Origin of the sequence: Enterococcus sp. 5H (assembly GCF_028128615.1) — a bacterium.
GTDB lineage: Bacteria > Bacillota > Bacilli > Lactobacillales > Enterococcaceae > Enterococcus_L.
Genome location: NZ_AMDP01000002.1, coordinates 565992 through 592244, shown reverse-complemented (window position 1 = coordinate 592244; position 26253 = coordinate 565992). Strand labels below are relative to the sequence as shown.

The following is a 26253-nucleotide window of genomic DNA, read 5'->3' as shown; positions in this document are numbered from 1 at the left end:
AATGAGCCGACCCCCAAAAGTTAGACCTGGAAATCTAACTTTTGGAGGTTTTTTTGTATGGCAAAATACAGTTTTGAATTTAAACTTAAGGTTGTCCATGACTATTTATCTGGTCAAGGAGGTACACGGTTTCTCGCAAAAAAATATGGGTTTAAAAATAGTTCTCAAATAAGGAAATGGATTAATGCCTATAAAGAACTTGGTGAAGAAGGACTACTTCGTAGTCGAAAAAGTAAGAATTACTCTGTTCAATTTAAGTTAGATGCGATAGAGTTGTATTTAACTACAGAGTTCTCCTATCAAGAAGTGGCCAATCTTCTCAAAATGAACAATCCACCATTAATTGCGAATTGGCTTAAAACATATCGGAATCTTGGTATAGATGGACTCTCCAAACAGAAAGGACGTCCACCTATAATGCCTAAGAAAAAACGAAATGAAACCCAGCCATTATTACCCAGTGAACAATCTCAATTAGATAAACTAGAAAAAGAAAATAGAATGTTAAAAATTGAGAATGCCTATTTAAAAGAATTGAGGAGGCTGCGTTTAGAGGACGAACAAAAAATGAAAGAATCGCGCGAACCATTCACAGCCTCCGAGGACACTTTCGATTAAAAGATATTTTGGAAACCCTAAGGTTTCCAAAAGCCACTTACATGTACTGGCAAAAACGCTTCGACAGAACAACTTCAACACAAATGATTGAAGAAGAAATTCAAGCGATTCGTAAGGAACATCAACATTATGGCTATAGAAGAATGACACAGGAATTGAAACGACGTGGATATCAAGTAAATAAAAAGAAAGTACAGAGATTAATTCAAAAGCTACAGTTACAAGTCAAAGCATTTACCAAGAAATCTAGGAAATATAATTCATATAAAGGAACTGTTGGGAAAGTAGCTAAAAACTTGATTCATCGAAGATTCAAAACTTCGGTCTCTCATCAAAAAATTACGACGGATACAACTGAATTTAAATACTATGAAACAGATGATGCGGGCATTCTTCGACAGAAAAAACTATATTTAGATCCGTTTATGGATATGTATAACAGTGAAATTCTAAGTTACAGCTTTTCTACTCAACCAAATGGTAAAACAGTTATGGCAGGGCTAGAAGAAGCAATTTCTCAAACAAATGATTGTCCCTATCGTCGCACCTTCCACTCTGATCAAGGCTGGGCTTATCAAATGAACACCTATATACAAACATTAAAGGATAATCGTATCTTTCAAAGTATGTCTCGGAAAGGAACCTGCTTAGATAATTCTCCTATGGAGAATTTCTTCAGTATTCTAAAGCAAGAATTGTATTATGGAAAAGTTTATCAAAGTCAAAATGAGTTACGACAAGCCATTGAGAACTATATTCATTATTACAATCATTATAGAATCAAAGAAAAACTTAACTGGAAAAGCCCAGTAGAATTTCGACATTTCAATCAAAAAACTGCATAAAAAATAGAGTGGAGAAATCCACTCTACAAAAAGTCTAACTTCTTGGGGTCACTACAAAATAAGAAGTGGGATTTTTTTATTTGCTAAATTAAAGAAAAGTGTTTTAAGGCATGAATGATGCCGCCATCCGTGTTATTTTTGGTGATAAAACTGGCACGTTCTTTTAACTCTGTACGAGCATTTCCCATAGCAATTTTATGGTCACATGCATCAAATAAAGCAAGGTCATTAATACCATCACCGAAAGCAAAAGTAGGGACTTGGGGTAGGTCTAATGATTTAAATAAATTTTGTACGCCTGAACCTTTAGAAACACCTTTTCGAACTGTATCTATGGAAAATGGACCATTTCGATAAAATGTCATTTCCGGGAAATGTTCTAAGTAATGAGCATCACCATCTTCAGAAAGTACTAACATCATATTAACTGTCTTATCTCTTAAATCAGATTGGTCAATAACTGGAAGATCAGAGTGGATATAAGCATAGGCATTTGCTAGGATCTCGCTATGCCCTGAACACCAAATTTGCTGATCATTGTAGTAAGAAATTTCATGACCAAGCCTTTTTGCATGTTCACTCATTTTTAAACATTCTTCGTACGTAAATTCATCTGAATAGATTTTTTTCCCTTCGACTTGGATCAACTGCCCATTCATTACAATAGCGGAATCAATACCGCTGTCTTGCATAATTGGTTCAATTTCTACAATCGTTCGACCTGTCGCAATCATTGGTAAAACATGATTATCTTTTAACATTTTGATTGCTGAAGTAATTTCGGGCGTAATTTTTGATTTTTCATTTAGTAGTGTTCCGTCCAAATCAAAAAAAGCAACTGCTTGAATTGTTTTCATGAATACTCAACGTCCTTTCAGTCTTAATCTTATCAAAGATTGAATAAAAGACAAAGCTTTTTTGAAGAAAGATTGAAGTTATTGGTCCTAAGGTTTTTTTAGAGTATAATAGAGAGGACGATAAACCTATTTAGACTTGAGTCTTAAAAGAAAGAGGCGAGAATATAATGAATGTATTGATGATAGAAGATAATGAGTCCGTTTCAGAAATGATGCAAATGTTTTTCCTAAATGAAGGCTGGGACGCGACATTTAAGTATGATGGAAAAGAAGGGCTGGATGCTTTTTTAGAAAATCCTGATAAATGGGATATGATTACACTTGATTTAAATTTACCGACAATGGATGGTATGTCTGTCTGCAGAGAAGTTCGGAAAATTTCTAATACAGTACCGATTATTATGTTAACAGCTAGAGATTCTGAAAGCGACCAAGTGATTGGCTTGGAAATGGGGGCGGATGATTATGTAACAAAACCATTCAGTCCATTGACGTTAATCGCTAGAATTAAAGCGTTACATCGCCGTTCTGAAATTGGAGACCATACAGCTGATGGAAATGAACGTTCTGATGAACAGTTCGATGTAGAGACAGAACATTTTCGTATGAATACTAAGACCAGAGAAGCTTATTTAGACAATAAGCCAATTGATGGTTTAACACCAAAAGAATTTGATCTGCTTTATACTTTAGCGAAAAAACCGAGACAAGTGTTTTCTAGAGAACAATTATTGGAAATGGTTTGGGATTATCAATATTTTGGTGACGAACGAACAGTCGATGCACATATAAAGAAACTGCGTCAAAAAATTGAAAAAGTCGGACCACAAGTAATTCAAACTGTTTGGGGCGTAGGGTATAAATTTGACGATTCCGGAGTAGCTTAAATGAAATATTTATATCAACAGCTATTAGCCTTTTGGGGTGTAATCATCCTGATTATTTTAATTGTCGGGACATCGTTCACCCAACTGACTAAAAAGACAATCCAAGATACGAATTATGAACAGCTTAGAGGTTACGCTATTTCAGCCTGGCGGAGTAAAGATTCGATTAATCGTTTACCTACAATGACCGATCAAGATGTTTTAAATAACTCATTTCGTTTATTCGAAGGTGTGCTAAGTGAGCAAGATGTTCAGTTTGTTTTCTACGATCAAAATATGGATGTTCAATATCCTGTAGATGGAGAAAAACTGGATGAATCAATTGTTAAAAAGAATTGGGACGCATTGATGCAAGGGCAACAGGTTTATGTTACGACAGATCACGATATTTATGGCAATAAGCATATGTCATCTTATGTTATGATGCCTGTTACTTTGACCAATACACAGTCAAATGAGAATACTATTGTTGGGGCACTAATTATCACGCAGCCAGCTAAAAATGTCTCTGATAGTGTTAATGCTATTACCGGGAATTTATTTAAGGGCTTTATTATATCGAGTATTGTCGGTTTGATCTTGAGCTATTTCTTCGCAAGTTTCCAAGTGAAGCGGATTAATCGCATGAGAAAGGCAACAAAAGAAATAACGAGCGGTAACTTTGATATTAAATTAGTTACTCATGATAAAGATGAGTTTGATGATTTAGCTGAAGACTTCAATAAAATGGCGGAGTCTTTAAAAGAATCAAGAGAAGAAATTGATCGTCAGGAAGATCGTCGTCGTCAATTTATGGCGGATGCATCTCATGAAATGAGAACACCGTTAACTACCATTAATGGGCTGCTTGAAGGCTTGGAATATAATGCTATTCCTGGAGACCAAAGAAAAAATGCAATTAAACTAATGCAGAATGAAACTTCTCGATTAATTCGATTAGTAAATGAAAACTTAGACTACGAAAAAATCCGAACAAACCAAATTAGTATTGTTGTAAAAAAATTCGATGCAACTCAAACCTTAAAAAATATTCTGACACAATTAGAAGCAAAAGCGGAATCTGCAAACGACCAACTAATTTTGGAAGCAGATCAACCGATTGATGTATATGCCGATTATGACCGATTTGTTCAGATTATGGTAAACATTATCCAAAATGCTATTCAGTTCACTCAAGATGGTGAGATCCGAATTGGGTTACAAAAAGGGTACTTAGAAACCATTATTACGATTTCAGATACAGGAATTGGTATGTCAGAAGAACAAGTTCAAAATATTTGGGATCGTTATTATAAAGTGGACCCATCAAGAAAAAATACGAAATATGGTGAATCCGGTTTAGGTCTGTCTATTGTTGAGCAGTTAGTTCGTTTACACAAAGGAAAAATTAGTGTGAGTAGTGAAGAAGGGAAGGGAACAAGTTTTACAATTTCATTTCCTGATGTAGAGATTGAAGGTCCAAACGAAATTTGAAATTTGATCTTTACAATAATAAATACCCGGGAACAAGACTATAATAAGTTTTGGCTCTTTGTCAACTAATGTTGGTAAAGAAAATCCAAAGAATTAAATCGATTCGTATGATTCCTAGAGGAACTTTCCTCTAGGTTTTTTGTTTTCCTGAAAAAAAATGGTGCCAAAACACAAAGAAATTCTTAATTTGAAATTGTAAAAGTTGCGAAATCCGTAAGCATTTCTCTTCAACACTTTAATATGATTATTTAAACATTCTAATGGTCCATTAGAATAAGGCAATTCTAGCGCATGTTTACTTTCATTTTGGTACTTCTTAAAAGTAGAAATAGTCGTTTGATAGTAGGCAGGAAGACAGCGGAAATCTTCGTCTAATAGTGCATAAAACCGAGCGAAATCTCTTGTCTGTACGGCATAAAGAAAGTCCTGATAACAGGTGTAGCCACTTTTCAATTCGTCATCATACGCAAGTAATCGATCAACGACTTCTGTTTCAGTTAAATAAGCGCGGAATGAAGAACGCCAGAGGCGCTTTTCAAAATCAAGCTTTGATTGATTTTTTTGAAGGAGTTTCCAGTATTTCTTCAAGTGTCGATACTTTTTCGCATCTGTATTTCCCTGATGAAGAAAGGTGTTCATTCGTTGAATACGGTGTTTTAAAAAGGTTCGACTGATGAGTTGGACCATATGAAAGCGATCAAGAATAATCTGAGCCCTCGGAAATAATTTTTTGACGAGAGAAAAATAAGGGGCATACATATCGCAAACAATATGTTTTACCTTTTTACGAACAGACAAAGGAAATCGTGAAAAATAACGCTCTAGAAAAGGAAGTTGGCGGTTTTCAACGACATCAATTAACTGCTTTGTTTGACCGTCCATCACGATGAAACTCATAGACGCCGCGACTTGCTTAACGGATTTAAATTCATCAAAACAAAGGACTTCAGGTAAACTCAGCCGATTGATTTTCTTCGGTTCATAAAAGCGTTTCAAGACACGATACACAGAGGAAACGGAAACCTTCTTTTGACGCGCGATTTCACTCATAGACGTGACTTTTCTGAGCCGATCAGCAATGGATAGCTTCACTTTAGTTGAAATCGAACAATGTTTTTCAACAAGGCTCGTCTCAGCAACAAACGATCGATTGCTGGAGTGACAGAAGAAACGACGTTTCTTCAAGCGTAAATAGGTTTGATACTCAGAGACATCATTCAATAAAATCAGACAGCTGGTAAAGCCCCAACGGATAATTGTCCCCTTTTCGTTTCCCTCACAGTGAGGACAAACAGGAGCAGAATAATCAAGCGTACCAGAGAAGACTTGGCAGATTCTTCCTTTAATTCGTTCTTTTTTTAAGCAAATTTCATTAAAAGTGATGTTTAAGTCTAGAATATCTAGCGTTTCTTTGATAAGATTTGTATAGGACATCTTGATTTCCTCCTTTTGATTGGTTTTAGTCGACTTAATTCTAAAGGATATCGAGGTGTCTTTTCTACTATTTTGCATTAAAAAAGATGCCAGTGACTTCTCACCAACATCAGAAAGTATAGAGCCTAAGTTTTGTTCCCGGGTATTTTTAAGCTGATTTAATAATTTTATCCATATATGGACTTTCAGCAATTTGAATGTCATTGGTTAGAACTAAAATAGCTTTTTTCTTTTCTTTCGCTATTTTTTGAAGTAAAGGCAGTAATTCTTGACGTTGACCAATAGAAAGTTCTTGGAAAATGTCATCTATAATAATTAAGTCTTTATTAATGAGCAATAACTGGACTAATTGAAGTTTAATTCGCTCAAAAGAAGTTAAGTCCATTTCGGCTTTGTTTAATACACTTGCTGTAAGCCCAACATAGCTCAAATAATTATTAAGCAACTCTTTCTTATTCTTCTCCTTAATCGAAGTTCCTATAAATAAGTTGTCACTAATTGAAAGATAAGGTAGGAACGTATTTTCAGCTAAAATAAAGCCAATTGCCATTGAATCTTTCATTTGGAAGGTTTTATCAATTAGAAAATAAAAATCAGCTTGAAGAGTCCCTTGATCTTCTAAAACGACGGTCATATGTTGTTCTTGGAACAACTCATTAAAACTATCTTCGGTCCATTTACTTGCTAAAGAATCGCTCATTTACTCACATCCTAAAAACTTGTTTTGATTTTCTTGAAAAAGAATAGGTTAAAAATAAGGTAACTATTGTTGTGGTGGATACTAATATAAGGCAGTTTTTAATGAAGGCTTTAAAAACTGTTGCAACAGGCAATTGAGAAATTTCTAGTGAAAGAAAATGTGTATTGCCGGTAGTATTCATAAATTGATTTGGAATACTTTCTAGAACAACGTTCGAAGAGAAAAAAGCAACCCGTTTAATGCCCATTCCGTTAGCTATTAACGGCTTGATTTGATTCAAAATAAATTCATATGTATGTTGACAGACTAATAAGAATAAAGCTGTAGTGATGATTCCAGCTAAGGCAGGTATCAGAATTTCCCAAATAGATTGTTTTATGACAAAGCGATTTGAAAAGCCCATAATTCGCCATTTAATGATATCTTGTTTTTTCATCTTTAAAGAGATGTAAACGAGAGCGGTGATTAAAATCGTCCAAAGGCAAATAAGTATCAGATATAATACAAAATAGGTTCGTGTAATCTTTTGGTAATTGGTGATGTAATCTGAAATATTAGCTAAGTTACTTACCTGTTTATATAAGTTTTTTTCCATATCTATGAGGTTTAAAATGCTAGTCGATAAAAATAGGAAAAAAGCAGAGCAGACGCCAATACAAAAGGATATTTTTTTATGGTAAGAAACGCTAGCAAAAGCGTAACGAATATTTTTCAACAATGTTCACCTCACTATCCTTAGTATAAAAGAAGAATATGAATTAATTATGAAAAAATATAAAAAAGCTTGAGTAAATTTACTCAAGCTTTCTCGTTGTTCAAATTATTGTCCAGATTTTAAATAATCTTGGAATGTCTCAGTGCGATATTTATCAACGGTTGAAGTGTTATTATTTTTACTATAAACACTTGTTGAATTTTTTCCTTTGTCTTTTTCAATTTTTTCTAATTGTTCCAGCTGATCTTTGTAATTGTAATCGTCTGGATTGACAGGAGTTAATCCACTGTTTGTATAGAATCGTAATAAATCTCCGTTAGAAGTTTGATCGGACATCTGTAACTGAAGGTTTACTTTATCTTTCAAAGCTTGTATTTCTTGGTTTTCTTGTTCTGTGGGTTCAACAATTAAACGACCAGTTGCAGTTTCATAAACACTAGAACCTAGAATTGTATACTTAGGAGAAACAACATTTCCATTTCTAAAGGCAACAACTTGTTCATTTTCTTTAGAGAATAAATCTTGTCCCATTTGAATGTAATTTTTCGTATCAATTCCTAATAAATGTAATAGGGTAGGTAAAGCATCAATTTGACCGCCATAAGTATGGTTGATACCGCCATTACTTTGACCAGGAATATGAATCATGTAAGGCACACGCTGCATAGCAGCATTGTCATATTCAGTCCAAGTTGATTTATCTTTACCAACTAATTCTGCTAAGTTTTTATTTCTAGAGTTAGAAATACCATAATGGTCACCGTAAAGAACAATTACTGAATTTTCGTACAATCCAGAAGCTTTCAAATAGTTAAAGAATTCTTCAACAGATTTATCTAAATAATTGGCAGTTGCAAAATAGCCATTAATCGTTTCATCTGAAGTTTTAGCAATCGGGAATCCAGCTTCGTCATTTGTAAATTGAGAATATGGATAGTGATTGGAAACAGCAATAAATTTAGAGTAAAACGGTTGTTGTAAACGTTCCAAGTACTGCGCTGATTGTTGGAAGAATGGTTTATCATGCAATCCGTATTGGAATGAATTATCTTCATTTACATCATAGTAACTAGCGTCAAAGAAATAATTATAACCAAAATGTTTGTAAGTTTCATTACGATTCCAGAAGTTACCAGTATTTCCATGGAATACGGCACTAGTATAGCCAGCTTCTTGATCTAAAATGGCTGGTGCTGCTTCAAAGGTATTTTTCCCACCCACTTGAGTAAATAAAGAACCTTGATCTAAACCAAATAAAGAATTTTCGAACATTGTTTCAGCATCACTTGTTTTACCTTGACCTACTTGATGGAAGAAATTATCAAAGCTATACGTGCTGTTATTATGATAGATACTATTGATAAAAGGTGTAACTTCATGTTCAACGCCAGTTTCATCTTTTAACTTGTAGTCAATCAAAAATTGTTGGAAACTTTCTAAATGTATATAGATAACATTTTTACCTTTAGCGATACCAAAAGTTTCATCGTTTGGTGCGGCATAATGATTGCTTACATAGTCAGCAACGGTATCCATATCATTCTCACTAGCTTCTGCTCGGACTTGGTTAGTTTGGTAGGTAGTAATACCATCATAAACAGTAAAAGCATTTAAGCCTAAGAATTTAACGATATAATCACGTGAGAATTGACGTCCTAATAACTGAGGACGGGCAGTTTCAGCTAAAGTTAAGTTGGCAGTAAAGAATAGAGCTGACAATAAACTAACAGAAACAGCAACTCTTGCACGTACGGGACGTTCATCCATCTTGATTTTTTTGGCGATTAGTAAGATACCAATAATAATAAAATCAAGCCAGTATAAAACATCATACGGTCTAAACAAGCGTACAGCACTTTCTCCTAAACCACTGGCAACTTTTCCAGCACCAAGCATCGTATTAACGGTAATAAAATCAGTAAATTCTCTGTAATAAGCAACATTTGAAAATAATAGTAGCGTCATCAAGAAATAAATTATCATCATTGTGATATAAGAGGCTTTTTTACGTCTTATATACAAGGCAATCGCCAACAAGAAAACAGTTGAGGCAATCGGGTTAATAAAGAGGATAAAATACTCCAAGGCATTTTCAAGTCGCAAGTGGAAGTCCACTGTGTAAGCAAAAATATTTTTTAGCCAGATTAAAATAGCGACAAAGCCAAACAAACCAAGTCGTGTATTTAAAAAGTCTGGTGTACGTAATTTCTTAAAAATAGTCAAAATAAACGTATCCTTTCCAATTCAAATCTAAAGAAAGCAAATGAAAAATTTCCACAGGCTTTACATATACTTCACTAATTTTACTCTCTCTCAAATTTTATGTCAATTTAAATCAAGTTTTAGTAAGCGAAAGTTAACGAAAATTTACTTTTTCTAAAGAATAACAACGATATTCCCGTTTTTTGGCTAACGACAATCCGTTGTTTTTTTGATATACTGACAAATGAGTGCCATGACTATTCGTAATAATGTCAAATGAGAGCAAAAGGATGTTTAACAATAATGAAGTTAATGATATCAAAAAGAGCCGAGAAAAAATTTAAATCGGGATACCCGTTGATTCAAAAAGAAGATTTACAAAATGTACCAAAATCATTCTCCTATGAGTGGATTGATTTTGTGGATAACCAGAATCAATTTATTGCTTCAGGTTATCTTGGTGAGCAAAATAAAGGGATTGGCTGGTTAGTAAACTGGCAAGGAAGCGTAGATACTGATTTTTTAGAAACTTTATTTACGCAGGCCAAAAGCCATCGGACGTTTTTCGAACAAGACCAAGGAACTACTGCTTATCGACTATTTAATGGTGAAGGGGATGGCTTAGGTGGTTTAACAATCGATCGCTATGACGATTTTGCTGTTTTTTCTTGGTACAATGAGACGTTGTATCATAAAAAAAGTGAAATTATCGCAGCTTTCAAGAAAAGTATGCCGGAAATTATTGGAGCATATGAAAAAGTTCGTTTTTCTAGTAAAGAATTACCTGAATCCCAAAAATTATTTGGTACTGACGCACCTGAACCTCTGTTAATTACTGAAAATGGTGTTACGTATGCGACGTATTTAAATGATGGTTTGATGACTGGGATTTTTCTCGACCAAAAAGAAGTTAGAGGTCGTTTGGTTGAAGGAATTGCTGCTGGAAAATCGGTTTTAAATATGTTTAGCTATACTGGTGCTTTTTCGGTGGCTAGTGCAATGGGTGGATCTGGTATTACGACAAGTGTTGATTTAGCCAAGCGAAGTTTACCGAAAACCAAAGAGCAGTTTGAAGTAAATCATTTAGACTCAGAGACGCAAAAAATCGTTGTAATGGATGTTTTTGACTATTTCAAATATGCCCTTCGCAAACAGTTTACCTATGACGTCATCATCCTTGATCCGCCAAGTTTTGCAAGAAATAAAAAGAAAGTCTTTTCAGTAGCTAAAAATTATGGAGAATTAGTAAAGGATTCTGTCGCTATTTTAAAAGATCAGGGTTTATTGATTGCATCAACGAATGCGGCTAATATTACAATTGAAAAATACAAAAAAATGATTACTCAAGCATTAGACGAAACAAAAGTGTCTTATGTTTTTAAGGAAACATATCAATTACCAGCTGATTTTAAATGGAATAACGCGTTTGAAGAGGGCAACTACTTGAAAGTTTTCTTTATTGAAATAACTAAATAACAAAAGGAGGTTGGGACAGAAGTGTTTAACTCCGAGAACCGGGTAGGTACTGTGCAACATCAACTCGGTTCTCGTTGTGTTTTACAGCAATAAGAAGGAATACACGAAAATTGCTCTTCAAATTTTTGTGAATTTCAGCTTATTTCCGAAGCCTTCAATTCTTAGAGTTTTAGCTCTTAGAAATTGTTGTGATCGGAACGAAGTGTAGTAGTTGCTTCTGTGCCCACCGTTTATTCGGAAACTAAGAGATTGAAACATAACTTTTTGAGTTATGTCCCAATCTCTTTTTTTATTGATAAAACATATTTTGTGCGAATGGAACAATAAATTCTTTAAAACGTAATGCTGCGGGTGTCAAAAAATGATTTTTTTTTGTAGCAAGATAAATATAGCGAGGAAAAAGATTATCTTTAACTGTAATCGTTTTAACATTGTAGGCGGAAATTGAAGGGATTTTTGGGATTAAAGCAATACCATAATTATAGGCGACAAAACCTAGCATGGTGTGATCTTCTTCAACCTCACAAATTATAGTGGGGTTAATAGAAGCAGCCTTTAGTACTTGATCCAAATATGGACGTAACCCACTTCGTTTATTAAAGTAGACAAAGGGATACTCACTCGTTTCTTTTAAAGAAATGCTGTCGTGAATTGCCAAAGGATGATCTACAGGAACTACAAGAACAATTTCTTGCTCAGTCAGAATTTCATAGTTTAATTGATCGTCTTCCTTTAGTTTTGACGTAATAGCAATATCTACATCTTCTTTTAATAATAAATCGGTCATATCAGAAGAATTCCCTTGAAATAAATTAAAACGAATTTGTTCATTGCCGGTCTGATCCGAAAATTGTTTCATTAACATAGGAGCTAAAAATGATCCAGCCGTGTAGATGAAACCAAAATCAATCATGCCTTTTTCAGGACTGACTAATTCTCGTAACGCGCGCTCACCTTTAGTAAGTTCTTCTAAAGCAGTAGAGACATAGGTATAGAAAAATTTTCCATATTTTGTTAATTGAATATTTCGTCCTTTTTTTTCAAAAAGTTGAGCATCTAATTCTTTTTCCAACTCAGACATAGAATGGCTTAAATTGGGTTGAGTGGTATTTAACAACTTAGCAGCATGAGTCATATGTTCTGTATCTGCAAGTGTTCTAAAGAATTCTAATTGTCGTAAATTCATCTGGAAAGCTCCTCACTGAAGATTCATAGCCTTAGTTTATCAATAAATCTGAAAAGTTGCACTCTAAAATATATATAAATAATATTTATTGAAAAGATAAAAAACATTCATTGGAATTTATGGTTTTTCTGAATTAAAATAAACCCATAAGTATTGTGAAAAAAGTAACAATTGAAACAGGGGGTAAACATGGATATCTATCAAGCAATATTTGAACCATTAACAATTAAACGGATGACCTTAAAAAATCGTGTTGTCATGCCGCCGATGGGGACTAATTTCGCCAATATGGATGGAACCTTCAGCATGCAGCACGTGTCTTACTATGAGCAGCGAGCAAAGGGCGGAACTGGATTAATTACTTTAGAAAACGTCTGTATTGATTATCCGATGGGAACAAACGGTGCTCGTCAATTACGAATGGACAACGACCAATACATTTCAGGCTTGTGGAACTTCAATGAGAAGATGCACGCATATGGCGCTTGTACATCAGTTCAAATTAATCATGCAGGAGCTTCAGCTTATGGATTACGCTTAGAAGGTGCACAGCCAGTTTCAGCATCGAATATTCCTTCTAAAAAAGGCAATCCGATTCCTCGTCCACTAACAGAAGACGAGATTTATCAAATTGTAGAACGGTATGCAGATGGAGCCTTAAGAGCGCAAAGGGCTGGTTTTGATTGTGTAGAAATTCACGCAGGGCATTCTTATCTTTTAAGTCAGTTCTTATCTCCTTTATATAATAAAAGAACGGATAAATTTGGCGGAAGTCCAGAGAACCGGGCGCGTTTTACCAAATTAGTCGTTGAAGCGATCAGAAAAGCTGTAGGACCATTTTTTCCAATATCCTTACGATTTAGTGCAGACGAGTTGTTGGAAGGTGGCAATACTCTAGAAGAAACAATCGAGATTTTAAGCTACTTTGCAGAAGAAGTTGATATATTAAATGTTTCAGCAGCACTAAACGACAGTCTTCAATATCAAATAGACAAGATGAACTTAGCTGATGGTTGGCGTGCCTACATGTCAAAGGCGGTTAAAGAACGTTTTCCTGATAAGGTAACCGTGACTTCTGGAAATATTCGCAGTCCTAAACGCGCAGCAGAAATTCTTGAATCAGGTGACGCTGATTTACTAGCAATGGGTCGTGGTTTGATTGCCGAACCAAACTGGGTAAATAAAGTAGCAAATGGACAAGAGAATCTTTTACGGAAATGTATTTCCTGCAACATTGGCTGCGCTGATCATCGAATCGCTAAAGCCCGTCCTATCCGTTGTACGGTTAATCCAGATTTACATTATGAAGATGACTACAAAATGAAGCCAGTTTTACATCCAACAAAAATGGTCGTAATTGGTGGCGGGACAACTGGACTTGAAGCAGCAGCAACTGCGGCAGAAGTGGGCGTTTCTGTAGAACTATTTGAACAAAAGGATTATTTAGGTGGATTAGGGCATGAAATTGCTCGTTTTCCTGATAAAAAACGAATTGATGATTTTATCACATATGAAATCAACCGTTGTAAAGAACTGGATAATTTATCGATTCATCTAAATCAAGCCGCAACATTAGCTGATATCAAAGCAATCGGACCTGATATTATTGTTAATGCTACAGGAGCAAAACCGTTGCTGCCTCCAATCAATGGACTAAAAGAACAACTAGAAAATCCGCAACGAAAAATCTTTTCAATTTTCGATATTTTAGGTGATATGTCAAAATTCCAAGAATTTGAAGGGAAAGAAGTGGTTGTAATCGGTGGTGGAGCCGTAGGGTTGGATGTTGTGGAATACTATGCTGAACGCGGTGCAAAAAAAGTCAGTATCGTTGAGATGCAAGGTGAGCTAGGTAAAGACTTAGATTTAATCACAAAATTAGCGATGATGGAAATTGTTAAAAATTATGGAGTAGAAGTTCATGTAGAAACGAAATTAATGGAAGTGAAAGAAAGTAGTTTCTTAGTAGAAAAAGATGGTGAACAACTAGAACTACCATTTGATTTAGGTTTTGTTTGCTTAGGTATGAGAGCTGAGGCACCAATGATTCGTGAGTTAGATAATTATGCAAGAGAAAACAATGCCATTCTATTAAATATGGGGGATAGTAAAGCAGCTAGACGAATCATGGAAGGAACTAGAGAAGCACGTGATATTTTAAAAACAATCGAAGTTTTAGAAAACACCAGAACACAAAAAATGTTATTCGAGCAAGCGAAAAATCTGCAACAAGCAGCACAAACTATTTAAAGTGAGGGAATTTGACATGACAGAAAGACTTGATGGACACACCTTATTAATCAGCTTAATTGCTACACCAATTCGCCACAGTTTATCACCAACAATGCACAATGAAGCTTTTGCTAAATTAGGTTTAGATTATGCATATTTAGCTTTTGAAGTAGGAAATGAAGAATTAAAAGATGCAGTTCAAGGGATTCGTGCGCTAGGGATTCGCGGTTCTAACGTTTCGATGCCAAACAAACAAGCGATTATTCCTCATCTAGATGAATTATCACCTGCAGCTAAATTAGTTGGGGCTGTCAATACAGTTACCAATAAAGATGGCAAAGGTCATTTAGTTGGGTACAACACTGATGGAACAGGTGCAATGCGTGCTCTAAAAGAAGAAGGGGTAGAAGTCAAAGATCAAATCGTGACAATGACCGGAGCAGGCGGCGCAGGAACTGCAATTGCTATTCAGGCAGCATTGGATGGAGTGAAAGAACTTCGTATTTTCAATATCAATGACCAACATTTTGCAACAGCCCAAGAAACTATGAAGAAAATTAACGAAAACACGGATTGTGTTGCTACGGTAACTGATTTAGCCGACCAAGCAGCATTTAAAAAATCAATTGCGGAAAGTACTATTTATATCGACGCTACTGGAGTTGGGATGAAACCATTACAAGAAGAAAGCTTAATCAATGATCCAGAAGTAATCCGTCCTGATTTAGTGATTTTTGATGTTGTCTATATTCCTAAAGAAACAAAATTATTGAAATTTGCTCGTGAGAATGGTGCTGAAAAAACCATTAATGGACTTGGCATGATGCTGTATCAAGGAGCAGAAGCGTTCAAGCATTTTACTGGAGAAGAGATGCCAGTCGATTATATTCGTGAATTATTGTTTAAAGACTAAAAATGTTTAAATAAGGAGAGAGTAATGAAAAACAAGTATGTACCTACAGCGTTAGGGCTGTATATTAACTATATCGTTCATGGAATGGGCGTTTTAATCATTATGCAAAATAAAGATGCACTAGCTGCACAATGGAACACCAATATTCAAGGCGTTTCAGGTGTTGTTGCGATGTTAGGAATTGGTCGTTTGATCGCAATTTTAATTTCTGGTTGGCTATCTGATAAATTTGGACGTAAACCTTTTGTTTATTTAGGAATGCTGATTTATGCATTATTCTTTGCTGGGATTTTATTTAGCCCAAGTGTACCAGTCGCGATGTTTTTCGGAGTTGTTGCGGGAATTGCCAATTCTTGTTTGGATTCTGGAACATATCCAGCTTTAATGGAATCATTTCCGAAAACGGCTGGAACGGCCAGTGTTTTAATTAAAGCTGCTGTTCAAATCGGTCAATTTGCTTTACCGTTTATTATTGCCTTTTTAGGTAGCAGTGGATTATGGTTCGGTTGGTCATTTATCGTCTGTTTAGTCTTACTATTAGCCAACGCATTGTTTTTGTTCAAATTGCCTTTTCCTGATTCAGATAGTAAAGCTGCTGAAAAAGAAGGTACTGAATTAGAAGCAGCTCCAGTAACGAAATTTAAAAGCAAACCTAAGATGCATATTGAAGGTGTGGCATTTGTTATCTACGGATTTATTTCTCAAGCTACGTTTTATCTAATTAGTCAGTATATTGCTGTGTACGGTCAAGAAGTAGCTGGAATGACAGAAAATTCTGCGAAATTACTTGTTTCTTATTATTCAACTGGTTCACTTGTTTGTGTGGGGGTTACAGCGGTTGTTGCTGCGAAAATTAGACCGGTTAACTTAGTTTTACCATATACATTTGCTTCATTCTTATCTATTACAGCAATGTGGTTATTCCCGACTCCAACAGTTTTGGTCGTGGGTTCTGTATTAGTTGGATTCTTTGCAGCTGGTGGTGTTATGCAGTTAGGATTAACTGTGATGGGAGAAATGTTCCCTGCAGGTAAAGGTACGATTACTGGAATTTTCTATACTTTTGGAAGCATTGCATCCTTTGTTATTCCTGTTGTTTCTGGTAAAATTGCAAGTAGTAATCCTCATGGCATTATGTTGCTGGATACTGTGATTGCTGGTATCGGTTTTGTTTTAGCCGTAATTATTTTTATTCGCTATCGCCAAACAATTGATACATCTAAATAAAATTAAACTAAGGGGCTTATACCAATGAAAACAGTCACTATTAAAAATATTACTTTAGGGACAGGCAGTCCTAAAATTATCGTACCGCTTGTTGGTAAAACAGAAACTGAGTTGCTTGAAGAAGCAAAACATTTATTAACAATCGATTGTGATTTAGTAGAATGGCGAGTTGATTTTTTTGAGCAAGTAGCTGATTTTAAAGCAACAGCTAAAATGTCTCAAAAAATCGCCGAAGTCTTAAATGAAAAACCATTACTTTTAACTTTCCGCACAAAAAAAGAAGGTGGAGAACTTGCTTTTTCAGATAACCAGTATTTTGAATTGTATGAAACAGTGATAAATGAGGGAACAATTGATTTAGTGGACGTTGAACTTTTTATGGATGACAAACGAGTTCAAGAAACAATCGAACTTGCTAATAAAAAAGGAATCAAAATCGTTATGTGCAACCATGATTTCAATCAAACACCTGCTAAAGAAGAAATTATTAGCAGATTGTGCAGTATGCAAGAAAAAAATGCAGACATCTGCAAAATAGCAGTAATGCCACAATCATCTGACGATGTTCTCACTCTTCTAGAAGCAACGAATGAAATGAAAACAAAGTATGCTGATCGACCAATTGTGACAATGTCAATGGGACAATTAGGAATGGTTAGCCGGATGAGCGGAGAAGTCTTTGGCTCAGCGATGACCTTTGGCGCAGCTAAAAAAGCATCAGCACCTGGACAAGTACCAGTATCAGAATTACGTGATATTCTAAATACACTATCGTTATAATAAGAGCTTGGGACATAACTCAAAAAGTTATGTTTCAAGCTCTTAGTTTCCGAATAAACGGTGGGAGCAGAAGCAACTCCTTCGGAAATAAGCTGAAATTCACAAAAATTTGAAAAGCAATTTTCGTGAATTCCTTCTTATTTCTCGGAGTTAAACACTTCTGTCCCAACCTCTTTTCTTGCATCCATGAATTTATTTGCTAAACTTAATAACGAGGTGAGTCGTAATGGCCAAAAAAAAGAAAATACATAAAACCAATGCTATGAGGATAATTGAGCAGCATAAAATTCCATACACAGAATATGAATTTCAATGGAGTGAAGATCATCTAAGCGCAGACAGCGTTGCTGAAAAGCTTGAAATTGATGAGTCAAAAATTTTTAAAACATTGGTAACAGTGGGGAATAAAACAGGTCCAATAGTAGCAGTAATTCCAGGGAATCGAGAACTAGATTTAAAAAAACTGGCACAAGCCAGCGGGAATAAAAAAATAGAAATGCTGCACTTAAAAGATTTGGAAGAAACCACTGGTTATATTCGCGGCGGCTGTTCACCAATAGGCATGAAAAAACTTTTCCCAACATATCTAGCTATTGAAGCAGAAGAACTAGAAACAGTCATTGTGTCGGCAGGAAAACGCGGCATGCAGCTTGAATTACCTGCAAATGCAATTTTAGAGATTACAAAAGGTACGTTTGCTGATTTAACTGTTTAAAAAATAAAATACCGTTTAATTTTTATTGATATTTATGGAGTGCTTGCTTAGCAAGATTATCAGCACCTTTGTTTTGACTTTCGGGAATCCATTTGACTAATAATAACGGAAATTGTTTTTCAATATGTTGAAAATTAAGAAAATAGGGTTTAAATAATGGATTCTTTGCATGTTTTTTTTCAATTGTCTGAACGACAATCTTGCTGTCTGAATGGAGAATGATTGTTTGATCGTTTAGTTTTTTTTCGACTAATAATTGAAGTGCTTGAATCAATACTCTGAACTCAGCTTCATGATTGGAACATTCGCCAAGTTGAACGTGGATTTGTTCGTGCATGGTATCACCAACAATTACAATACCGCCGCCGCTTGGTCCGGGATTTCCTTTTGTTGCAGCATCGACATATATTCGTAACATAAATATCTCCTTATTGTCTTTTTGTTAAAAGTTGAAGTGTGTTACTATTATAACATATCAAATCTTTATTAAGGGGTCGCTACATGAAGAAAAAGATCTATCTTTGGCAACCAGAATTATCAACTACAATCATTTATTGGTCCTGTACGTTTGGGATTTTATTTTTAAGTTTGATTCTATCTTTAGAATATACGCGGCCTTATCGGACAAGTAATATCGTTTTGGCTATTTTTTTCTTATTTGTATTATTGGGTTGTAATCGTTATTTTATAGTCGAACCAGACACTTTAATTATTCATGCATTGTTACCAATAAGACGTAAAAAAATAACACTGACATCTATTGAAACGATTCGTGTAGGACGTAAATCCATTGAAATTTCTTCCCGAGAATTTAAAGAAGGATCCCAGCTTTTTATGATGCCTCAAAAGAGTAAGATGGCCTTCATTGGAAAGATAGCCGATCAAAGTAACTTTACAGCAAAAATTATTAAAGATGATACGCTTAAAATTAGTAAATAAAAGAGGTCAACGCAAGATAGGATTTAAGCTTGCAGCGACCTCTTTTTTATTATATTTTTTTCACGTGTGCGGCTTGTAAGCCTCGCGTACCTTCCATTACTTCAAATTCTACAGCTTGATTTTCTTCTAACGTTTTAAAACCGTCTTCTTCAATCGCGGTGAAATGAACGAAGATTTCCTCGTCTTCATTGTATATAATAAAACCATAACCTTTTCTATTATCAAACCACTTGACGAACCCTTTTGACATTCAAATCACGCTCCTTTATATTCTAAAGTCTAGCATCATTATAAAGTGAAAATATCAAGCCGTCAAACTTTTGGAAAAAAGCGCTATTTTTAATGGAAAAGCATAAAAATAAGCGTTATAATAGAAAATATCTTAACATAGAAATTGTAAAAGTGAAAAAAGTTCGGGAAAAGAGGGTATTAATGAAATCAGATATTGAAATTGCACAAAATGTTGATATTTTGCCAATAAAAAATGTGGCGGAATCAATTGGATTATCAGAAAATGATCTAGAGCTATTTGGGAAATACAAGGCTAAAATCAATTTTTCTACTATTCAAAATCTAGAAAAAAAAGAAGAAGGAAAATTAATTCTAGTAACTTCGATTAACCCAACTCCAGCAGGGGAAGGGAAATCAACAGTGACTATCGGATTAGGGGATGCTCTAAACCGAATTGGCAAAAAAACAGTCATCGCATTGCGTGAACCTTCGTTAGGGCCTGTAATGGGGATTAAAGGTGGTGCAACTGGCGGCGGCTACGCTCAAGTATTGCCAATGGAAGATATTAACCTGCATTTTACAGGAGATATGCATGCTATTACAACTGCAAACAATGCGTTGTCAGCACTATTAGACAATCACATTCAACAAGGAAACGAATTAGGAATAGATGCCAGACGTATAATTTGGAAGCGTGTAGTCGATTTAAATGATCGTGAGTTGCGCCAAATTGTTGTCGGATTAGGTGGACCTATTCAAGGTGTACCCCGGGAAGATGGTTTTGATATTACCGTTGCAAGTGAAATTATGGCAATATTATGTCTAGCCTCTGATCTGGAAGATTTGAAATTCCGTTTGGGAAATATAGTAGTTGCCTATACATTTGAACGTGAGCCGGTAACCGTTAGTGATTTAGGTGTAGAAGGTGCTTTGACTTTACTCTTAAAAGAAGCGATTAAGCCGAATTTAGTTCAGACTATATATGGAACTGCAGCCTTTGTTCACGGCGGTCCGTTTGCGAATATTGCTCATGGTTGTAATAGTATTTTAGCGACAAAAACGGCTTTGAAATTAGGTGATTTTGTTGTAACAGAGGCTGGCTTTGGTGCAGATTTAGGCGGAGAAAAATTTTTAGATATCAAAGTACCGAACTTGAAAAAAGCACCTGATGCAGTTGTTATTGTGGCTACAATTCGCGCATTAAAAATGCATGGCGGTCTAGATAAAACAGAATTGAACACTGAGAATATTTCAGCATTAGTTAAAGGATTTGCTAACCTTCAAAAACATATTGAAAACATGAAAAGCTACGGCTTACCTGTAGTCGTTGCAATCAATGAGTTTGTGAGCGACACGCAAGCCGAAATTACAGCTTTACGTGAATTATGTGAATCAATTCAAGTTCCAGTCGAGTTGACTAGCGTTTGGGAAAAAGGTGCAGAAGGCGGCGAATCATTAGCTAAACGAGTGAGCCAAGTTATAGAAGAACAAAGTGCCGATTTCCGAACAATTTATCAAGTGGGAATGGATTTGGAAGAAAAAATCAAGACTATTGTAACAAAAATTTATGGTGGAAAAGATGTCATATTTTCAAAAAAAGCTAAAACACAATTAGCAACATTTGAAAAATATGGCTGGGATCGCTTACCAGTTTGTATGGCTAAAACCCAGTATTCTCTTTCTGATGACCCACAACAATTAGGTCGTCCAGACGATTTTACGGTGACTATTCGTGAATTAGTTCCGAAAATTGGTGCAGGTTTTATTGTCGCTCTTACAGGAGATGTTATGACAATGCCAGGATTACCCAAAAAACCTGCTGCATTGAATATGGATGTTGATAAAGACGGTAATGCGATAGGATTATTTTAGAGCACAATCAATAAATAAGGACAAAAGTCTTCTTAGCTGGAGATTTTTGTTCTTTTTCTTTGTTCGATAACAACTTCTTTCTTCCAGTCTATTCATTTTTGTTATATACTTTATTATAAAGCTCGAGGAGGGGGAAACATGCAAATTCGATGTACACGGAATACGGGTTTTTATGGAATGGGCAGTCCGATCGAGATTAAAAAAGATAACAAAAAATGGTTCTATTTAAGCCAAAATGAAACAAAGCAAGTTGAAACAGATGAAGCAAGCTGTATACTTCAAGTCAATTTTTTTCTTTTGAAAAGTCCGCCTATTTCCGTAAGTGACAAGGGACAGCAAATTGATTTGGAAATTACAATGAATCCGATGCTGATATGGATTTATGTTATACTTTTTATTGGTATGTTTTTAATTCCGATTTTACGTTTATCAATTGTAGGGATTTTGTTTCTTCTAATTATTTATGCAGTTTTTTTAGTTTCGATGCTAAGCAAAGCTTATCTGATTAAGGAGAAAACATAATGGGAGTAAGAGCTGAGGAGTTTCTTAATAGTTTTAATCGGATTGAAAAATGGTTAAAAGAACAATTAAATAATCCTACGAATATGGGATTTAGTGAAATGGTTCGTCGCTTAAGTCGAAAAAAAGACAGCCAAATCTATTCATTTCAAGATGACTTAATACAAATGGCTCAGTTAAGAAATGCAATTGTTCACGAACGAATTTCAGCAGATTTTGTAATCGCGGAACCCAATGAATGGGCAGTCAAGCGTTTATCTGAAATAGAAGGAGCACTGATTAGTCCAGAAAAAGTCTTGCCGCGTTTTGCTAAAAAAGTAACAGGTTTTGACATTGATATTTCGGTAAAAGATATTTTAAACATTGTAGCACGTAAACAATATTCTCAATTTCCTATTTATGATAACGGAAAATTTAAGGGGCTAATTACGGTCCGTGGTTTGGGAATCTGGCTGGCAATTGAAAGTTCTAAAGGAGATATTCATTTAGAAGGGCGAACAGCATCAGAACTACTTGAAACCAACTACAAACAAAGTAATTATCAATTTGTTAGCGGTGAAACAACCGTTTATCAAGTCGAAAGAATGTTTAGAAATCAAGTTAGATTAGAAGCGATATTAATAACAAAGGACGGCAACCCTAATGGGAATTTAGTGGGGATTATTCGGCCGAGAGATTTATACAATAATTTAGAGAAGGAATGACGCAGTTGTTAATCATTTATTTAATTATTAGTGCTTTGGTAGTTGGATTGGATCAATGGGTCAAATATTTAACTGTCACAAATATTGATTTAGGAGAAACAAAAGATTTTATCCCAGGCTTTTTATCATTTACGAATATTCGTAATACAGGTGCCGCTTGGAGCTTACTTGAAGGGAAAATGTGGTTCTTTTACATTATTACAGTAGTAGTAGTTGTTGTTATCTTGTATATGTTAGTTAAAAATGTTCATGGTAATAAGTGGTTTACGATTGGATTGAGTTTAGTTTTAGCTGGTGCACTGGGGAATTTTATTGATCGCCTGCGCTTTGGCTATGTTGTCGACATGTTCCAAACAGATTTTATCAACTTTCCAATTTTTAATGTTGCTGATACTGCTTTAGTTATCGGTGTTGCATGTATATTTATTTATTTAATTTTAGACGAAAAAGCAGCGAAGGACGGAAAAAATGGAGCAAATTAAGCTAGAAATAAAGCAAGAAAAAGGGCGAATTGACAAAGTCTTAAGTGAACTGTTAAAAGATCATTCACGTTCTCAAGTCCAACAATGGTTAAAAGATAGAAACGTCACAGTTAACGGCGAAGTCACACGTTCAAACTATAAAGTCAAAGAGCATGATGAAATTCAGATAACGATTCCTGAACCTGAAGTTTTAGATGTTTTACCGGAAAATATCCCTCTAGATATTGTTTATGAAGACGATGATGTTCTAGTTGTTAATAAACCTCAAGGAATGGTCGTGCATCCATCGGCCGGACACTCAAGTGGTACGCTAGTAAATGCATTGTTGTATCATATTAAGGATTTATCTTCAATTAATGGTGTAATCAGACCTGGAATTGTTCATCGAATTGATAAAGATACATCAGGTTTATTAATGGTTGCTAAAAATGATAAAGCACATATAGCTTTGGCGGAGCAATTGAAAGATAAAACATCACTTAGAAAATATATAGCTTTAGTTCATGGTGAAATTTCTCATGATAAAGGTGAAATCAATGCACCTATCGGCCGTTCAAAAAATGATCGCAAAATGCAAGCCGTAATTGAAGGTGGCAAACCAGCCGTTACTCATTTTGAAGTGTTGGAGCGTTTTGATGATTTCACATTAGTTCAACTTCAATTAGAAACAGGTCGTACACATCAGATTCGTGTTCATATGAAATATATCGGATTTCCAGTTGCTGGCGATCCACTTTACGGACCAAGAAAAACATTAAAGGGCAATGGACAATTTTTACATGCTGAAATGTTAGGATTCAAGCATCCGACAACAGGTCAGATGATGACCTTCGAAGCACCATTACCAGAGCTTTTTGAAAAAACTTTAGACGATTTAAGAAATAATGATTGATTTATTTTAAAAGAAAAGGTACACTATTTTGAGAAAGAAAATTGAATAAAGTAATCCTTTAAGAGTAGTCCCGTGAGGCTAAGAAGGAAACATGCAGAACCTACTAAGTGCGCTTAGTGAATGGACTGTGTGAGATGCATGGTATCTTTGTATATGTAATCAATCCTCCTACCTAAATACGGGTAGGAGTTTTTTGTTGTGGATCACTACACTTCGTTACGATATCATCAATCTCTAAGAGCTGAGGCTCTTAGAATTGAAGTACTACGATTGGCAGCAAAGCTGACAGAATAGATGATGAACAACTTGAGCAAAGTCACTGAAATACTGAATCACCAACTATAAATTTAGCCTTAGCTATCACAAAGAGCAAACGTACAAGCCTGATACGTTGAAACAGGAAGCTCAACAGGCAAAACTCTTAAAGGAAATTCTTTATCATTAACTATAATTATAGGAGGAAATAAAATGTCAGGAAAAGAAGTCGTTGATGCTGTAACAATGAAAAGAGCACTAACCAGAATTACGTATGAAATCATTGAAAGAAACAAAGGAATCCAAGATATCGTTTTAGTAGGGATCAAAACAAGAGGGATTTACATTGCTCAAAGAATTGCAGAGCGTTTAAAACAATTGGAACAAGTTGATGTGCCAGTTGGTGAGTTAGATATTACTCTGTACCGCGATGATGAGAAAGGGAAATCAATGAAAGAACGTTCTCTAGAAGAACCGGAACTTCATTCTTCTAATATCCCAGTATCAATTGAAGGTAAAGAAGTTATTTTGATCGATGATGTACTCTTTACTGGCAGAACCATTCGAGCTGCAATGGACGCGGTAATGGATCTTGGCAGACCAAGAAAAATTTCATTAGCTGTTTTAGTAGACAGAGGACATAGAGAATTACCGATTCGTGCGGATTATGTGGGGAAAAATATTCCAACATCGATGGCAGAAGAAATTATTGTTGAAGTAGAAGAAAAAGATGGTGCTGACCGTATTTTGATCGCAAGTACGCAAGGATAACTATTAAAGAATAGAAGAGATTGGACAGGTTGACATGACAGAAAAAGAATTTCGCAATACAGAGGCAGTTTTAGATATACATGATAGACCGAAAACAGGTCATTGGATTGGTTTAAGTTTACAGCATTTATTTACCATGTTTGGCGCAACCGTTTTAGTACCGATTTTGGTCGGAATTGATCCGGGAATTGCTTTGGTTAGTTCAGGTTTGGGTACGATTGTTTATCTATTTGTAACGAAAGGAAAAATACCTGCTTATCTAGGTAGTAGTTTTGCGTTTATTGCAGCAATGCAGATGTTAATGAAAAGTGACGGCTACCCAGCAATTGCTCAAGGTGCTGTTACGACAGGTCTGGTTTATCTAATTGTTTCGTTCATTATTAGTAAAATCGGTTCGGCTTGGTTAGATAAAATTTTACCGCCGATTGTCGTTGGACCAGTCGTTATGGTTATCGGATTAGGTTTAGCGGCGAATGCCTCAAATAATGCGATGTTTAACGATGGAGAATATGATTTTAAATTTATTGCAGTAGCACTTATCACTTTGGGTTTAACCATTTTTTATAACATGTTTTTCAAAGGATTTCTTGGCTTGATACCGATTCTTTTGGGGATTGTTAGCGGATATCTAGTAGCATTGCTGTTTGGGATTGTAGACGTAGAACCAATTAAAGCAGCGGCTTGGTTTGCCATGCCAAACTTCGAAATACCATTTGTGCAATATCAACCTAAACTTTATCTAAATGCAATCACTACAATGGCGCCAATTGCCTTTGTGACAATGACAGAGCACATTGGACATTTAATGGTATTAAACAAATTGACTAAACGCAACTTCTTCCAAGATCCCGGACTTTCTAAAACATTAATGGGTGACGGTGCTGCGCAAATTGTCGCCGGCTTAGTAGGTGGACCACCTGTGACAAGTTATGGCGAAAACATTGGAGTTTTAGCTATTACCCGTGTGCACAGTGTGTTCGTTATTGGCGGAGCAGCAGTTTTCGCAGTCGGGTTAGGCTTTGTAGGAAAATTAAGTGCAGTGATCTTAAGTATTCCAGGTCCTGTTATTTCCGGAATTAGTTTTGTCTTATTCGGTGTTATTGCAGCGAGTGGGTTGAAGATTCTAATTGATAATAAAATTGATTTTGATAAGAAAAAAAATCTTTTGATTGCTTCTGTGATTTTAGTAATCGGAATCGGTGGATTAGTTTTCAAACTAGACACATTCGAATTGTCATCAATGGCATTAGCGACAGTTTTAGGCATTATTTTGAACTTAATTTTACCTGATACAGCACGCAGCGAAGAAAAGTAGGAGGAATGGACGT

The 26253-nt window shown here is 35.4% G+C and carries 24 protein-coding genes and 1 pseudogene; 17 read left to right on the top strand and 8 right to left on the bottom strand.

Annotated features, from left to right (window positions below):
* Nucleotides 1–57 precede the first annotated feature (57 nt).
* Nucleotides 58–1463, top strand: a pseudogene (locus tag C240_RS02935) (IS3 family transposase).
* Nucleotides 1464–1546: 83 nt separating this feature from the next.
* Here C240_RS02935 and C240_RS02930 read toward each other — a convergent pair.
* On the bottom strand, nucleotides 1547–2320 hold the full coding sequence (locus C240_RS02930) for a Cof-type HAD-IIB family hydrolase (RefSeq protein ID WP_271490710.1): 774 nt from the start codon (nucleotides 2318–2320) through the stop codon (nucleotides 1547–1549).
* A 167-nt stretch (nucleotides 2321–2487) separates the two neighbouring features.
* Between C240_RS02930 and C240_RS02925 the strand changes: the two genes are divergently transcribed.
* Nucleotides 2488–3207, top strand: a complete 720-nt coding sequence (locus tag C240_RS02925) for a response regulator transcription factor (protein ID WP_271490708.1) — start codon at nucleotides 2488–2490, stop codon at nucleotides 3205–3207.
* Complete coding sequence (locus C240_RS02920) at nucleotides 3208–4680, top strand: sensor histidine kinase (protein ID WP_271490706.1); 1473 nt, start codon at nucleotides 3208–3210, stop codon at nucleotides 4678–4680.
* A gap of 114 nt (nucleotides 4681–4794) precedes the next feature.
* Here the strand turns inward: C240_RS02920 and C240_RS02915 are convergent, their stop codons facing one another.
* The 4 genes from C240_RS02915 to C240_RS02900 form a co-directional block, all read right to left on the bottom strand.
* The gene (locus C240_RS02915) at nucleotides 4795–6114 is read right to left on the bottom strand and encodes an ISL3 family transposase (RefSeq protein WP_271490704.1); all 1320 of its coding nucleotides are present in this window, start codon (nucleotides 6112–6114) and stop codon (nucleotides 4795–4797) included.
* Between the two features lie 148 nt (nucleotides 6115–6262).
* Nucleotides 6263–6814, bottom strand: a complete 552-nt coding sequence (locus tag C240_RS02910) for a hypothetical protein (protein WP_271490702.1) — start codon at nucleotides 6812–6814, stop codon at nucleotides 6263–6265.
* Between the two features lie 4 nt (nucleotides 6815–6818).
* Nucleotides 6819–7529, bottom strand: coding sequence for a hypothetical protein (locus tag C240_RS02905; RefSeq protein WP_271490699.1), 711 nt, complete (start codon nucleotides 7527–7529; stop codon nucleotides 6819–6821).
* Nucleotides 7530–7634: 105 nt separating this feature from the next.
* The gene (locus tag C240_RS02900) at nucleotides 7635–9752 is read right to left on the bottom strand and encodes an LTA synthase family protein (RefSeq protein ID WP_271490697.1); all 2118 of its coding nucleotides are present in this window, start codon (nucleotides 9750–9752) and stop codon (nucleotides 7635–7637) included.
* Between the two features lie 282 nt (nucleotides 9753–10034).
* Here C240_RS02900 and C240_RS02895 point away from each other — a divergent pair, with 282 nt between their 5' ends.
* A complete protein-coding gene (locus C240_RS02895) occupies nucleotides 10035–11207 on the top strand; it encodes a class I SAM-dependent rRNA methyltransferase (RefSeq protein ID WP_271490696.1) in 1173 nt (390 codons plus the stop codon).
* Nucleotides 11208–11496: 289 nt separating this feature from the next.
* Here the strand turns inward: C240_RS02895 and C240_RS02890 are convergent, their stop codons facing one another.
* Nucleotides 11497–12393 carry a LysR family transcriptional regulator gene (locus C240_RS02890; RefSeq protein WP_271490695.1) on the bottom strand — a complete coding sequence of 299 codons (897 nt, stop codon included), beginning with the start codon at nucleotides 12391–12393 and terminating at the stop codon, nucleotides 11497–11499.
* A 189-nt stretch (nucleotides 12394–12582) separates the two neighbouring features.
* On the opposite strand from C240_RS02890, the gene C240_RS02885 reads away from it, so the two are divergent.
* The 5 genes from C240_RS02885 (at nucleotide 12583) to ybaK (ending at nucleotide 18260) form a co-directional block, all read left to right on the top strand.
* Nucleotides 12583–14643: an oxidoreductase gene (locus C240_RS02885; protein WP_271490694.1), complete on the top strand. Its 2061-nt coding sequence runs from the start codon at nucleotides 12583–12585 to the stop codon at nucleotides 14641–14643.
* 16 nt (nucleotides 14644–14659) lie between these two features.
* Complete coding sequence (locus tag C240_RS02880; protein WP_271490693.1) at nucleotides 14660–15538, top strand: shikimate dehydrogenase; 879 nt, start codon at nucleotides 14660–14662, stop codon at nucleotides 15536–15538.
* Between the two features lie 24 nt (nucleotides 15539–15562).
* The gene (locus tag C240_RS02875; protein ID WP_271490692.1) at nucleotides 15563–16765 is read left to right on the top strand and encodes an MFS transporter; all 1203 of its coding nucleotides are present in this window, start codon (nucleotides 15563–15565) and stop codon (nucleotides 16763–16765) included.
* Between the two features lie 24 nt (nucleotides 16766–16789).
* On the top strand, nucleotides 16790–17545 hold the full coding sequence (gene aroD, locus C240_RS02870) for a type I 3-dehydroquinate dehydratase (protein WP_271490691.1): 756 nt from the start codon (nucleotides 16790–16792) through the stop codon (nucleotides 17543–17545).
* A 226-nt stretch (nucleotides 17546–17771) separates the two neighbouring features.
* The gene (ybaK, locus tag C240_RS02865) at nucleotides 17772–18260 is read left to right on the top strand and encodes a Cys-tRNA(Pro) deacylase (RefSeq protein ID WP_271490690.1); all 489 of its coding nucleotides are present in this window, start codon (nucleotides 17772–17774) and stop codon (nucleotides 18258–18260) included.
* 22 nt (nucleotides 18261–18282) lie between these two features.
* On the opposite strand, the gene C240_RS02860 is transcribed toward ybaK, so the two are convergent.
* Nucleotides 18283–18678 carry a ribonuclease HI family protein gene (locus tag C240_RS02860; protein ID WP_271490689.1) on the bottom strand — a complete coding sequence of 132 codons (396 nt, stop codon included), beginning with the start codon at nucleotides 18676–18678 and terminating at the stop codon, nucleotides 18283–18285.
* A gap of 83 nt (nucleotides 18679–18761) precedes the next feature.
* Here C240_RS02860 and C240_RS02855 point away from each other — a divergent pair, with 83 nt between their 5' ends.
* Entirely contained in the window at nucleotides 18762–19199 is a 438-nt protein-coding gene (locus C240_RS02855) for an EbsA family protein (protein ID WP_271490688.1), read from the top strand.
* A gap of 49 nt (nucleotides 19200–19248) precedes the next feature.
* Here C240_RS02855 and C240_RS02850 read toward each other — a convergent pair whose 3' ends face one another.
* Nucleotides 19249–19449 carry a cold-shock protein gene (locus tag C240_RS02850; protein ID WP_271490687.1) on the bottom strand — a complete coding sequence of 67 codons (201 nt, stop codon included), beginning with the start codon at nucleotides 19447–19449 and terminating at the stop codon, nucleotides 19249–19251.
* Between the two features lie 182 nt (nucleotides 19450–19631).
* On the opposite strand from C240_RS02850, the gene C240_RS02845 reads away from it, so the two are divergent.
* The 7 genes from C240_RS02845 to C240_RS02815 all read left to right on the top strand — a co-directional run bounded on the left by C240_RS02845 (nucleotide 19632) and on the right by C240_RS02815 (nucleotide 26240).
* Complete coding sequence (locus C240_RS02845) at nucleotides 19632–21302, top strand: formate--tetrahydrofolate ligase (RefSeq protein WP_271490686.1); 1671 nt, start codon at nucleotides 19632–19634, stop codon at nucleotides 21300–21302.
* A 138-nt stretch (nucleotides 21303–21440) separates the two neighbouring features.
* On the top strand, nucleotides 21441–21824 hold the full coding sequence (locus tag C240_RS02840; RefSeq protein ID WP_271490685.1) for a hypothetical protein: 384 nt from the start codon (nucleotides 21441–21443) through the stop codon (nucleotides 21822–21824).
* Entirely contained in the window at nucleotides 21824–22525 is a 702-nt protein-coding gene (locus C240_RS02835; protein ID WP_271490684.1) for a CBS domain-containing protein, read from the top strand. The genes C240_RS02840 and C240_RS02835 overlap by 1 nt, the downstream gene beginning before the upstream one ends.
* A gap of 5 nt (nucleotides 22526–22530) precedes the next feature.
* Entirely contained in the window at nucleotides 22531–23007 is a 477-nt protein-coding gene (gene lspA, locus C240_RS02830) for a signal peptidase II (protein WP_271490744.1), read from the top strand.
* Complete coding sequence (locus C240_RS02825) at nucleotides 22994–23899, top strand: RluA family pseudouridine synthase (protein WP_271490683.1); 906 nt, start codon at nucleotides 22994–22996, stop codon at nucleotides 23897–23899. The genes lspA and C240_RS02825 overlap by 14 nt, the downstream gene beginning before the upstream one ends.
* 468 nt (nucleotides 23900–24367) lie before the next feature.
* Nucleotides 24368–24925: a bifunctional pyr operon transcriptional regulator/uracil phosphoribosyltransferase PyrR gene (gene pyrR, locus C240_RS02820; protein WP_271490682.1), complete on the top strand. Its 558-nt coding sequence runs from the start codon at nucleotides 24368–24370 to the stop codon at nucleotides 24923–24925.
* Nucleotides 24926–24959: 34 nt separating this feature from the next.
* Nucleotides 24960–26240 carry a solute carrier family 23 protein gene (locus tag C240_RS02815; RefSeq protein ID WP_271490681.1) on the top strand — a complete coding sequence of 427 codons (1281 nt, stop codon included), beginning with the start codon at nucleotides 24960–24962 and terminating at the stop codon, nucleotides 26238–26240.
* Nucleotides 26241–26253: the final 13 nt, after the last annotated feature.